This is a genomic window from Acetobacterium bakii (genome assembly GCF_001263355.1).
Lineage (GTDB): Bacteria > Bacillota > Clostridia > Eubacteriales > Eubacteriaceae > Acetobacterium > Acetobacterium bakii.
On sequence record NZ_LGYO01000044.1, the window covers coordinates 74817 to 87834 of the forward strand.

General features: G+C 43.0%; 7 protein-coding genes and 1 other RNA gene. 1 reads left to right on the forward strand and 7 read right to left on the reverse strand.

Translation table 11 applies throughout. The features are described from left to right. Positions 1 to 129: 129 nt before the first annotated feature. From ssrA to AKG39_RS15900, 7 genes are all read right to left on the reverse strand, one after another. Positions 130 to 530, reverse strand: a transfer-messenger RNA (tmRNA) gene (ssrA, locus tag AKG39_RS19430). A gap of 11 nt (positions 531 to 541) precedes the next feature. Next, on the reverse strand, positions 542 to 1006 hold the full coding sequence (smpB, locus tag AKG39_RS15875; RefSeq protein ID WP_479714968.1) for an SsrA-binding protein SmpB: 465 nt from the start codon (positions 1004 to 1006) through the stop codon (positions 542 to 544). 44 nt (positions 1007 to 1050) lie between these two features. Next, on the reverse strand, positions 1051 to 3270 hold the full coding sequence (gene rnr / locus AKG39_RS15880) for a ribonuclease R (RefSeq protein ID WP_050741388.1): 2220 nt from the start codon (positions 3268 to 3270) through the stop codon (positions 1051 to 1053). A 28-nt stretch (positions 3271 to 3298) separates the two neighbouring features. Then, entirely contained in the window at positions 3299 to 5944 is a 2646-nt protein-coding gene (mutS, locus tag AKG39_RS15885) for a DNA mismatch repair protein MutS (RefSeq protein WP_050741389.1), read from the reverse strand. Positions 5945 to 5948: 4 nt separating this feature from the next. Beyond that, complete coding sequence (gene miaB / locus AKG39_RS15890; RefSeq protein ID WP_050741390.1) at positions 5949 to 7319, reverse strand: tRNA (N6-isopentenyl adenosine(37)-C2)-methylthiotransferase MiaB; 1371 nt, start codon at positions 7317 to 7319, stop codon at positions 5949 to 5951. Positions 7320 to 7505: 186 nt separating this feature from the next. Further along, entirely contained in the window at positions 7506 to 9626 is a 2121-nt protein-coding gene (locus tag AKG39_RS15895) for a D-alanyl-D-alanine carboxypeptidase family protein (RefSeq protein ID WP_050741391.1), read from the reverse strand. A gap of 57 nt (positions 9627 to 9683) precedes the next feature. Further along, on the reverse strand, positions 9684 to 11828 hold the full coding sequence (locus tag AKG39_RS15900) for a SatD family protein (RefSeq protein ID WP_050741392.1): 2145 nt from the start codon (positions 11826 to 11828) through the stop codon (positions 9684 to 9686). A 476-nt stretch (positions 11829 to 12304) separates the two neighbouring features. Between AKG39_RS15900 and AKG39_RS15905 the strand changes: the two genes are divergently transcribed. Further along, positions 12305 to 13015 carry a CoA transferase subunit A gene (locus tag AKG39_RS15905; protein WP_050741410.1) on the forward strand — a complete coding sequence of 237 codons (711 nt, stop codon included), beginning with the start codon at positions 12305 to 12307 and terminating at the stop codon, positions 13013 to 13015. Positions 13016 to 13018 lie beyond the last annotated feature (3 nt).

Below are 13018 nucleotides of genomic sequence, written 5' to 3' on the forward strand. Positions count from 1 at the left end.
ACATTTTATAAAAATCAGAAGGTATATATACAGCTCAAAAATGCATTAATAAAGCCATTTCTCCCTAAACAGAAAAAAACCGCCTCATCACAAGGCGGTCTTTATTGTATCGAATTTTGAGTTTTTATTTGGTGGAGGCGGTGGGAGTCGAACCCACGTCCGAAAATCCATTCACAGAAGCTTCTCCGAGTGCAGTCATTAATTATTTTCTCATTTCTCTTCTTCTCCAATGACAAAGAAGTAGCGAAACCAGCCTCTTGATCGTTAAGGGTGCGAGGCACTACCCAGAACGGTTCCCTGCTTCAATGAACGCCGAAACCCTAAACCACAGGTTGAATCGGGAGGCGTGCGGCAATTATTTTGCCGCGAAAGTCTTAATACTGTACTTTAGAGCGTAATTACGCTGCTAAAGCCATACCGTAACTTCTGTTTGTTTTTGCGTTTATATTTATGTGCCACTTTTTACGATGATCGGCGACATCGACTCGCTACTCAAGCTTCAAAATCCCCGTCGAAACCATTGCGCCCCCAAAATTATTAGCTAACCCTCATGCCTCATACTTTTCTGAATCCGTCGATCGGCATCTCGCTCGGCAATGGCATGACGCTTATCATAAAGCTTCTTACCTTTGGCCAGAGCCAGTTCCATCTTGACATGATTATCTTTAAAATAGAGCGTGAGTGGTACCAGAGTATATCCTTCCCGCTGCTTTAACCCGATTAATTTGCGAATCTGCGGTTTGTGCATCAGGAGTTTACGGATGCGCAGGGGATCTTTATTATAAATATTCCCTTGCTCGTAAGGATCAATGTGCATTTGGTAAACATAAACTTCACCTTCATAAATGTCGGCATAGCTTTCCTTCAGACTGACCTTCCCCTGGCGGATGGATTTAACTTCGGTGCCGGTTAACACCAACCCAACCTCGTAGGTATCTTCAATTTGAAAATCGTGACGTGCTTTTCTATTTTTTGACACAATCTTTATGTTTTCTGCCATGCATATCACCTCTGTTCTTTAGCTAGTATTTTATTATAACACGGTTTCCTTTATTTTTCAATAAGGTCAAAATCAATTTGTTTTAAATCCACATCAGCCTTGGCCACTCTGATCTTAACAGCCTGTCCGAGTCGATAGAATTTCCCGGTTCGTTCGCCGATGTGCTGGTGAAGATCAGGATCATAGATATAATAATCATCCTTCATATTCTGGAGTCGAACCAATCCTTCAACGGTATTTGGCAGTTCCACGAAGAAACCAAAGGAAGTGACCCCGTTGATCCGACCTTCAAAGGTTTCCCCAATATGGGCGGTCATGTATTCAGTCATTTTAAGCTTGGTGACTTCCCGTTCAATTTTTTCGGCCTGACGTTCGGTTTCTGATGAGTGCACACCCACGGCATCAATGTGTTTTTCGAGATAATCGATGGTCTTCTGGTTAAGCTTGCCCTTCAGGGATTTTGCCAGGTAACGGTGAACAAAGAGATCCGGATAACGGCGAATCGGGGAGGTAAAATGGGTGTAATATTTTGCGCCCAGGGCGTAATGTCCCAGATTATGTCCCTGGTAAACCGCCTGCTGCATGGTTCTGAGCATTAACAGCGTGATAACCCGTTCTTCGCCTTTTCCTTCAATGTCATCCATCAGGGCCTGGAAGTCTTCGCCGGTTGGGGTGACATCTTCCTTGGAGCCGAGTTTAAAACCATAGCGATTGATAAATTTTCTAAACGCCGCTAATTTCTCAGCATCGGGCTCTGGATGGTTTCTGAATAAAAATGGAGCATTGGTTCCGGAAACGTGTTTTGCCACTGTTTCATTGCAGACCAGCATGCATTCTTCGATCATGCGATGTGATACCAGACGTTCTTCGATCACAATATCAGTGGGGAACCCTTTTTCATCCAAAAGTATTTTTGCTTCCGGAAAATCAAAATTAATGGCGCCGCGTTTGCCCCGCCGTTCGGTATGAAGAATTTCAAACAGCTCTTCTAAAACCCGAAGATCATCGATGAAAGGCAACAGTGCCTTGGCTGTGGGATTATCTTTTCCGGCTAAAACATCGGACACGCCCTGATAGGTCATTCTTGATTTGGAGTTGATGACGGATTTGAAAATGGTATAATCCAAAACCATTCCTTTTTTATCAATTTCCATTTCACAGCTAAAGGTCAGACGATCTTCATTTGGTACCAGGCTGCAGACGGTGTTAGATAATTTAAACGGCAGCATCGGTACCACCCGATCCACGACGTAGACACTGGTGCCGCGATCCAGGGCAGATTCATCCAGCGGCTCTCCCTGTTTGACGTAATGACTGACATCGGCAATGTGAACACCCAGGATATAGTGACCATTCTCTTTTTTCTCAATGGAAACCGCATCATCATAATCTTTGGCATCGTCCCCATCAATGGTGAAAATTATTTCAGCTCTTAGATCTTTTCGTTTTGCCAATTCATCCGCTGTTATTTTTTCAGAAATATGATCGGCTTCCTTTTCAACATCCCTTGGAAAATCCATGGGGATATCGTATTCTTTTAATACTGAAAGAATATCAATGCCGGGTTCGTCTTTATTTCCCAGAATTTCGGCAATCTCCCCTTCCGGATTTTTCCCTTGATCAGACCAGGTGAGAATATTGACGACTACCTTGTCTCCGGTAACCGCCTTTTTCCCCCGCCGATCGGGGATGAAAATATCCTTGCACAGCCGGTCATTATCGGGAATGACAAAACCGAAACTTTTCCCTTTTTCATAACGGCCAATGATTTTCTTGTGACCGCGTTCGATGATTTCAGCAATCTCACCTTCAGGTCTCTTTTCGCCTGGCTTTGAGGTCAGATTTACCCAAACATGATCCTGATCCAAGGCCCCGTGAAGGTATTTTTCCGGGATAAAAATATCCTCGGTGAAAATGGTGTTATCGGGAATGACGAAGCCAAAACCGCGTTGGTTTCCCTGCAGGACACCAATAATTTTACGGGAGTCTTTGGTCTCTTCAGTAACGCTGGTTTTTGGCGCATCTTTGCTTTCTTCGGTTTCTCTTGTGTTTTTGGTGCTTCTTAGGTCTTTGGTTTTTCCGGTATCGCCTTCGGAACTGACATCAATTTTTTTCTTCTGCTCCAACTCCCTTAAAACATGGGTGAGCATTTGCCGGTCTTTTTTCTTTTTCAGTCCAATGACATCCGATAATTGATCAAATGGCATTTTTCGGTATTTGGGATCATTCATTAATCGCTGAACGATTCGTTTTAATTCTTTGGTTCTCATAATATCCTCTTAACCTTCTATTTATATTTTATATTTTTTCTCTTAAATGATAAATCACATTCATCACTTCAATGGGACTCATTTCATCAATATTCAAATCCCTGATGGTTCCTAAAGCTGCTTCCTCTTCGGGGCTGATGCCCTTTGCCATTTCAAAGAAATTAAGCTGACTAGCTTTTCTTTCGGTGAGGATGGGCGGATCAGCAACGATGAGATTTTCGCGGTAGGTGTTTTCGCCGGCTTCCAGGTGTTTGAGAATTTCCTGAGCACGTTTGGTTACCGGTGATGGAAATCCGGCGAGTTTAGCCACTTCAATGCCATAACTCTGATCCACGCTGCCAGGCTTTATTTTTCTCAAGAAGATGACCCCGTCCGGGGTTTCTTTTAAACTGATGCTATAATTTTTAATCCCCGGTTTCAGGGTTTCAAGCTCGGTGAGTTCATGGTAATGGGTGGCAAAAAGGGTTTTGGCCCCAATCGCCGCTTTATCCCAGAGATGTTCAACTACCGCCCAAGCGATGCTAATGCCGTCAAAGGTTGAGGTTCCCCGGCCAATTTCATCGAGGATCACCAGGCTTTGGTCTGTGGCATTTTTTAGAATGTTGGCAACCTCGGTCATTTCCACCATGAAGGTACTCTGTCCGCTGGCCAGGTCATCGCTGGCACCCACTCGGGTAAAGATTCGATCCACGACACTGATGGTGCCGGCGTCGGCAGGAATAAAGGAGCCTATCTGAGCCATCAGCACAATGACTGCCACCTGTCTGATGAAGGTGGACTTCCCGGCCATATTTGGGCCGGTAATGATCATCATCTGCTGATCGTCGTCATTGAGCAGACAATCGTTGCCAATGAAATGACTTTCTCCGATAAAGGCTTCGACCACCGGGTGGCGGCCATTTTTAATATCGATGCTTTTTTCACTGGAAATTTCAGGTCGCACGTAATGGTTTTGGAGGGCCACTGTGGCGAGCGAGTAAATGGCATCCAATTCAGCCACTTCGGTTGCTTTCTTCTGGATGCGCTGGATTTCCGCTAAAAGGGTTTCCCTGATTTCCTGAAACACCTGGGTTTCACATCGCAGCAAACCTTCCTGGGCACCCAGGATCTTGTTTTCCATTGCCTTAAGCTCCGGGGTAAAGTACCGCTCGGCGTTGGCCAGGGTTTGCTTCCTGATGTAATCCTCGGGTACCTGATCCAAATAGCTTTTGGTGACCTCCAGAAAGTATCCAAACACTCGGTTATATTTGATTTTAAGAGATTTAATCCCGGATTTTTCACGTTCCCGACATTCCAGATCGCGGATCCAGTCCTGGCCTTTTTCCGAAGCTTCCCGATAGGTATCGACCTCATCGTTATACCCGGTTTTAACCACATTTCCTTCTTTAATAACCAATGGTGCATTGTCATCAATGGCTTTTTCAATCAGCGTCCAAACATCCTCAAGCAGTTCATCCTGATCGTAAAGACTTGCCAGCTTTTCAGCTTTCAGCGATGCCAGAAAAGCATTAATTAATGGCAAGGCCCCCAGAGATTGTTTAAGGGCCAACAGGTCTCTGGGGTTAGCCGTCCCAAATGAGATCTTGGCGCAAAGCCGTTCAAGATCGTAAACCTTGGTGAGAATGGTTTTAAACTCCGGCAGACGGCTGGCGTGATCATAAAATTCCTGGACACTTCCCTGTCTCTCTAAAATATTTGCAGTTTTTATCAGCGGCGCTTCCAGCCAGCGTCTTAACGTTCGGCCACCCATGGCGGTAACAGTTTTATCCAACACCCACAGCAGACTGCCCTTTTTTTCCAGGGTCCGAATGGTTTCGGTGAGTTCTAAATTCCGCCGGGTGGACAGGTCCAGAACCATGAAATCCCGGCTTTTATAATAACGGATGGTTTTGATATGATTCAATGCCCGTCTCTGGGTTTCGTCGATGTAACCCAGCAGCCCTCCGGCGGCGGCAATGGCATGGTCTCTTTTTTCCAGATCCAGGGCGCCCAGTGAAAATACTTCAAATTGAGTGGTAATGCGCTCACTGCAACTCTTAATATTAAAATATTTTTCAGGGTACAGACTGGCCAGGATCCCGAATTTCTTCTCGATCAGCTCCAGGGCCTGGGGTTGTTTAAACAAAGCGGGATTTAGAATCACTTCCGCGGGCAGCATTTTCCCGATTTCATCTGCCAGTTGGGACAACCAAAGCTCCGGGGTTTTTCCCTCAATTTCAGTAACGTAAAAGTCTCCGGTTGAAACGTCAATGCTGGCAATACCCAAACGGTTATTTTCAAGATACAGGGACATCAGGTAATTATTTTTTTTTGATTCCAAGAGCGTTCCTTCGGAAATGGTTCCCGGGGAAATCACCCGGACAATTCCCCGCTTGACAATGCCTTTGGCATCTTTGGGGTCTTCCATTTGTTCGCAGATAGCAACCTTATATCCTTTTTCGACCAGCCGGGTAATGTAATTCTGGGCAGCATGATAAGGCACCCCACACATCGGGGCTCGTTCTTCCAGGCCGCAATCCCTTCCGGTAAGCGCAATTTCCAGTTCTCGGGAGGCTTTAAGAGCATCGTCAAAGAACATTTCATAGAAATCGCCTAATCGAAAGAAAAGCAGGGCATCTGGAACCTCTTCATGAATTTGCAGGTATTGGGTCATCATGGGTGATAATTGCGCCATGGGTCTACTCCTGTGATACTTTTATGCCATCAAGGCTGAAGGTTTTGGTATCGGTTATTTTAACCAATACAATTTTTCCGATGTCTTCCGGGTCGCCTGCAAAATTAACCAGTTTTCCGGTTTCCGTTCGACCGGTTAAACGATTAGCTTTGTTTCGACTGGGTTCTTCCGCCAACACGGTGACCAACTGATCCTGATAGGTTTGATTGATACCAAGGCTTTGTTCGTGAAGAATTTCAAGGCTTCGATTCAAGCGCTCATGCTTGATTTCCTCAGGGATCTGATCTTTCATGGTAGCCGCCGGTGTTCCGGTGCGGATGGAATAAAGAAAGGTAAAGGCCGAATCAAACTCACAGATCTTGATTACCTTAAGGGTTTCCTCAAAATCTTCTTCGGTTTCCCCTGGAAAGCCAACGATAATATCGGTGGTTATGGCGATCCCCGGGATTTTTTCTCTGATTTTCGCCACCCGATCAATGACATCGGCCTGGGTGTATTTCCGATTCATGGCCTTTAGAATCCGGGTGCTCCCAGACTGAATTGGCAAATGGATATATTTGCATACCTTGTCACAATCCGCAATGGCATCAATGACGTCATCGGTCAGATCCTTGGGATGGGACGTCATAAAGCGAATTCGACCCAATTTTTCAATGGTATTCAATTCCCTTAACAGTATCGCAAAGTTGATGTTATCCCCCAGATCATTGCCGTAGGAATTGACATTTTGTCCTAAAAGGGTTATTTCCACACAGCCGTCTGCGGCCAGAGCTTTTGCCTCGGCAATGATTTTTTCGGGCTGTCGACTAACTTCCCGACCCCTGGTATAGGGAACAATACAATAGGTACAGAAATTATTGCAGCCATTCATAATCGTTATAAAAGCTTTAAAAGGATAGCGATGATCCACTGGCAGATCTTCAATAATCGTGTTCGAATCAGTCAAAACTTCAACCATGCGTTTCCCGTTTACCAGATAATTATTGAGCATTTCCGGGAAAAGATGGAGATTATGGGTTCCAAAAACAAGATCGACCTGTTTGTATGTTTTAACAATTTTTTCGACTATTTCGCGCTGTTGCATCATGCATCCACACACCGCCAGGATTAAATCGGGATTTGTTTTTTTGATGGTTTTAAATTCACCGATATTTCCAAAAACCCGAACGTCGGCATTTTCGCGGATGCTACAAGTATTGAGGATCACCAGACCGGCCTTATAAACATCTTCCTCATAAGTGTAACCCATAGCCTTGAGCAGACCCGAAAGTTTTTCGGAATCATTTTCATTCATCTGGCATCCAAAGGTTCGGATACAGTATGTTAACTTTTTATCATGTTCAAATACTCTTTTTGCATTCTTTTTATGACTCATATATATTTTTTTCTCCTAAATAACTTAACTTATAAATTGATACATCTTATTATATACTAAATAGATTAAAAAAGACTGTTAATATTTAAATTGGTGTTGCGCTAAATTAATAACAAAAAGATCCTTTTGCCGGCTCGTTTTTGATATTGCGTGAACCAGCGGAAATCGACATTTCTTCCGGTTGGTTTAATAAATTCCGTAAAATTCTTCCATGGTTTTGCCGCTGTTATAAATAGCTGTTGCCGCATCCACACCCAGGTAGCGGAGATGCCATGGTTCATAGGCATAACCGGTAATATTGGTTTTTCCCTCGGCATAACGGACAATGAAACCATATTTATGGGCGTTTTCTTTTATGAAACGACCTTCCGCGGTTGATCCGAAGCTTTCTAAAAGATCATACCCCACGGATGCACTGGTGACGTCCATGGCCAGGCCCAGCTGATGCTCACTCATGCCCGGCCGGGCACTCACAAGCTCAGCGCCCTGAACCCCATAGGTATCAACGTTCCATTGATAAAGCCCGGCCTGGGTTTCATAGGAGCGATACCCTGAACAGCAATAGAGGTTTAGCCCATTCGCACTGGCCGCCTGGAAAAGCTGGGCCAGTCCCTGGGCGGCAACTGATCTCAATTGGGTGCTTCGGGTGGATGGCAGATTCACCCAGACCAAGTCGCTCGGCACATAATTCGATGGAATGCTGTGATTTTTATTGACTAACCGGGTGATTGAACCCAAAGGCTGCTCCGTTGGCCCAGGTGCCGGGGAGCCCTTTGGGAGAATTAAAATTCTAATAGCTTCTAATTTTAACGACATCCCTTCGGTTCCGGCAAGCTCGCCATTTTTAGACCAGTTTAGCCAGCCTAAGTTTCCTACGGATACCAAATAATAGAGATCGCACATTTTAGCATCCGATCCAGTTAGCTGCATTCGAATGGCTTCCAACTGCAAGCCCCGCTCTTCTGTACCACTGGTTTCACCTTCACTTTTCCAGTCCTGCCAGCCAATATTTTGAATGTGTGTCTGGTATTCAATACCAACATCATAGTCGGAATCATTCAGCTTAATTTCAATGCCTTCCAAACGCAGGTTGTTTCCGACGGTGCCGCTGAGCTGGCCATTTTCCTGCCAGCCCTGCCAGCCGATATTCTGTATATGCGTTCGGTAGGTTGATCGAATATTGCCAGTTAAAAAAGGAAGGTTGGTAGCTCCCGGGGCTGGCGAGCCCTTTGGCAGGATCATAATTTTAATCCCCTCCAGCCGATATGATAAGCCTTCTGTTCCGGCACTTTCATCGGCTTGTGCCCAATCCAGCCAACCAAAATTTTGGGCATGGACTTGATAATACAGATCACACATTTTTGCATCGGCACCGGTTAACCTGATTTTAATGGCTTCCAGTCGCAGGGCTTCGCCGGTGGTGCCGCTCAGCACACCGTTGTTTTTCCAGTCCTGCCAGCCAATATTTTGAATGTGCGTCTGGTATTCGATGCCCACGGCATAACCTGAATCATTCAGCTTAATTTCAATGCCTTCCAAATTAAGACCTTTTCCCGTGGTACCGCTGAGCTGACCATCTCCCTGCCAGTCCTGCCAGCCGATATTTTGAACATGGGTGCGATAGGTACAATGAATATTCCCCGTTAAAAAGGACTGATCTGTGGATCCAGGTGCAGGTGTTCCTTTGGGAAGAATCATAATTTTAATGGCCTCCAGCTTTAATGATAAGCCTTCGGTGCCGGCACTTTTGCCATTTGAAGCCCAATCCAGCCAGCCGAAGTTCTGGGAATGAACTTGATAGTAGATGTCATACTTGCCGGCACTTGCTCCGGTTAATCTTATTTGAATGGCTTCCAAACGCAATGATTCCCCGGAAGTCCCACTCATTGAACCACCGCTTTTAAATCCTTGCCAGCCGATATTTTGAACCTGGGTTTGATATTCGATGCCAAGGTCGCTTTCGGCATTGTCTAATTTGATTTCAATCCCTTCCAATCGAAGGGATTGGCCTTCGGTTCCGCTTATAGCACCATCTTTTACAAAATTTTGCCAGCCGATATCCTGTACATGAGTACGATAGGAGCAACCCACAGCTGTTGAAGCTACTGTTTCGGCGGCATTTAATTCTGTCTTTGCTTCGCTCTCGCTGGATTCCTCTGCCGTGACATCGATGCCTGCCACCTCCGCAGCCTCTTTAGCAACCTCTTCTTCTGCCTTCGCATCAGTGATCGGCGACATAGTTATAGCTACTAAACACATTACTAAAACACCTGCCAGTAATTTCTTCCAGGACCGCTTTCTTATCATTTCCCCTTTTCCTTTCCTTCGTTAAATATCTTTATATTTGGATTATATTGTTATTCTTTAAAAATCGGAATTTATTGCCAGCTGTAAATATTCTGAGGCTTCTTCGAAGTTTCTCTTTTGCTGAAATATTTTCGCAATTTTCTCATAGATATTTCTGGTGCGCGGTGACCGATTGAATTTATAGATGGCTAAAGCCTTATTATAATAATTCAATGCGGTGTCATGGTCGCCTTTAAGCACGTATGCACCGCCAATGCTATCATAGGAAGAGGCAATATCGATATTTTGAGATTCCAAAACTTTTTCCCGAATCGCTAAAGCCTTCTGATAATATTCGATGGCTTCCTTATCCTGACCTTTTAATGAATATACAATGCCGATGTTATTAAAGGTATTTGCAGTATGAGGATGATCCGGACCCAATACTTTTTCTCGAATGATTAAGGATTTTTGATAATATGTGAGGGCCTGATCATGCTCACCTTTAATCAAATAAGCATACCCCATATTATGATAAATAGTGGCGGTATGGGGGTGATCTCTGCCCTGGACCATTTCTCTGATTTCCAATGATTTTTCCAAGCACGCAAGGGCTTGCTCCACCTCGCCTTTAGCAGAGTATGTATTACCCATATTTTGATAGGTGTTAGCGGTATCCGGATTATTCATCCCCAATACTTTCATTCTTATATCAAGTGCCTTTTGATAGTATGAAAGGGCCTGGTCATGATCCCCTCTGGTTTGGCTTACAACTCCGATATTGTGATAGATGGCACCCGTTTCCAGGTGTTTAGATCCCAAAAATTTCTCTTTAATTTCTAATGCCTTATGGTAAAACTTTAGAGCTTTATCGCTATCACCTTTAACCTGATACACCTCTCCCATATTATTATAGGATGTCGCGGTGTCCGGGTGTTTGGTTCCCAATGTCTTTTCCCTTAGTCCCAATGCCTTCTGCAAATATTCAAATGCTGCTTCACTATCGCCTTGTTTCAAATAGGCATTCCCCATGTTATTATAAATAGTAGCAATTCGAGTATGTTTTGAACCTAAAATTTTCAGATATATTCCCAACGCTTTTTCATAATAAAAAAGGGTCTGGTCACTATTAGCCTTTAACAAATAGGCATTCCCCATGTTTTCATAGCTTGTGGCAGTTTCAAGATGCTCTACACCCAACTCGTTTTCTTTTATTTCCAAGGCCTTTTGAAAATAAGAAAGGGCCTGGTCACTTTCACCTTTTACTAAAAACACCTTCCCCATATTGTCATAGCCAGCCCCGGTTTCGGGATGATTTGTGCCTAAAACCTTTTCTTCAATTTCCAATGTCTTCAGAAATGATTTTTGAGCTTGATCAATGAAACCACCTGACATATAACACACCCCGATATTATGATAAACACTGGCTGTATCAAGATGATAGGACCCCAATTCATTCTCTCTGATCTCCAATGCTTGATACAAATTTTCAAGTGCCTGCTTAAAGTCAAACTGACTCATCAGATAAATTCCGGTGTTGTAGTAGCTTGTGGCCTGTTCAATGCTATTTTTCCCAACAATAAAATCATATTCTTTCTGAAAATAGGACTTCAACGCTTTTAAAAGTTCTTGATAATCAGAATAATGAGCTGCCTTAAGATGACGTGTAACCGTAGAAGGATTTAATCCAAACTCGACTGCAATCAAATTTTGCTGTTCCTTCATTTCAACCATTTTCCAAACAATTTCCCGTTGTTTCACAGTCCATCCTTTGTTCAATAAATTAATGGAACGAAACAATGCATTAATAAGTTCTTCGTCATTTTTACCGGTTTTATAGAAAACCGAAAAATAGGTTTGGTCCATATTTGGCGTTTCTTTTAATAGGGCTTCTCGAGCATAGGAATATGCAGGACTGCTTGCTTCTACCTCTTTTTCAGTATTTTTTTTTGCATCAATAGAGCTTAATCCCACACCAAAATTAACAGGATGCGGGAATATCTCTTTTTTAATCAATTCAATAATTTCAACGGAAATCCATGATGCACTGAACATCCCCAGAAATTCACCATCAACGGTAATTGTGAATTTGGCAACTATATTTTCTTTATAATCAATATTAATTCGCTTAAGGATATTTTTCAACTTTTCATGGACACGTTTATATTCTACCGGAGTTAACTCTTTTGATTTTAATAGCAAACCTATGATCGAACAATACATTTCAGACCTTCTTTATCGTATTTTCTTTGTGATTATAATATCATATCCGCACAACAATTAATATATATTTGTCTAATAAAACGCAATTTTGTAATAATATAACTGTACAATCTTGTGCTTTTATAGTAAATATATGTTAATTACTAAGACCTTAATGCTTCAAAGCCTTCACTCTGGCTGACTCACCATCTTTAATCAATAGTGAATTTTTATCATTCAAACCATTTGACACAATTTTGGATGTGTGGTATAATTTCGAGGCATATACACATTTTCCCCCATTTATTTTTTCAGATGGGGGAATTGTTGTATATTAAAATCATATCTTGTATATGATTCTACTTGACTTTACCTGGTTTGTAAAACTTCTTATTAAAAAAACGCATATCGTAAGGGATGATGATATGTGCTATCCCATAAATAAGGTGCTTCTTTTTACAAAACAGCTATTGAATAAATTAAAACAAGGAGAAGTCATGACAAAACAAATTAGACCTGAAGAAGCTGTAAAGATGATAAAAAACGGGTCGACTGTTATGATTGGTGGATTTTTAGGAGCTGCTGTCCCATTACTTATGATTGATCAGCTTGCTGAAAGCGACATTAAAGAAATTACGCTAATTACCATCGGTGCCGGTTACCGTGGCGGTGGTGTGGATATTGGAAAATTAATTCTAAATAGACAAATAAAAAAAATCATTTGTTCTCACGTGGGAACTGATCCAAATCTTATTAGCCAAATTGTGAATAATGAAATCGAAATGGATTTATCCCCTATGGGAACCTTTGTTGAACGGGTCCGAGCTGGAGGCGCCGGTCTGGGGGCTGTTGTAACCCCTGTTGGCCTGGGTACTGAAGTTGAAAAAATGGCCGAGAAAATCACAATCGATGGCAATGACTTTCTTCTTCACAAACCAATCCGGGCCGAAATTGCGATTGTTAAAGCTTATCGTGCCGACAGTCTCGGTAACCTACAATACAGTGGAATTTACAGTTCGAATCCTGTAATGGCTACTGCGGCAGATCTCGTAATCGCAGAAGTGGATGAACTTGTTGAGATTGGCGATATCCTACCTGAGCAGGTGGGGACTCCAGGCATTTATGTTGATTACATTGTTCCCGGACATTCCAGCAAAAAACGCCAGGAAATTTATGAAGCACTTTGGATTGCCACAAACAAATTATAGGAG

Bases quoted from the DNA above. Each gene is read 5' to 3' on its own strand.
- rnr (WP_050741388.1), bottom strand. From the start codon at position 3,270: ATGAGAACCAAAGAATTAAAACGAATCGTTCAGCGATTAATGAATGAT.
- mutS (WP_050741389.1), bottom strand. From the start codon at position 5,944: ATGGCGCAATTATCACCCATGATGACCCAATACCTGCAAATTCATGAA.
- miaB (WP_050741390.1), bottom strand. From the start codon at position 7,319: ATGAGTCATAAAAAGAATGCAAAAAGAGTATTTGAACATGATAAAAAG.
- AKG39_RS15895 (WP_050741391.1), bottom strand. From the start codon at position 9,626: ATGATAAGAAAGCGGTCCTGGAAGAAATTACTGGCAGGTGTTTTAGTA.
- AKG39_RS15900 (WP_050741392.1), bottom strand. From the start codon at position 11,828: ATGTATTGTTCGATCATAGGTTTGCTATTAAAATCAAAAGAGTTAACT.
- AKG39_RS15905 (WP_050741410.1), top strand. From the start codon at position 12,305: ATGACAAAACAAATTAGACCTGAAGAAGCTGTAAAGATGATAAAAAAC.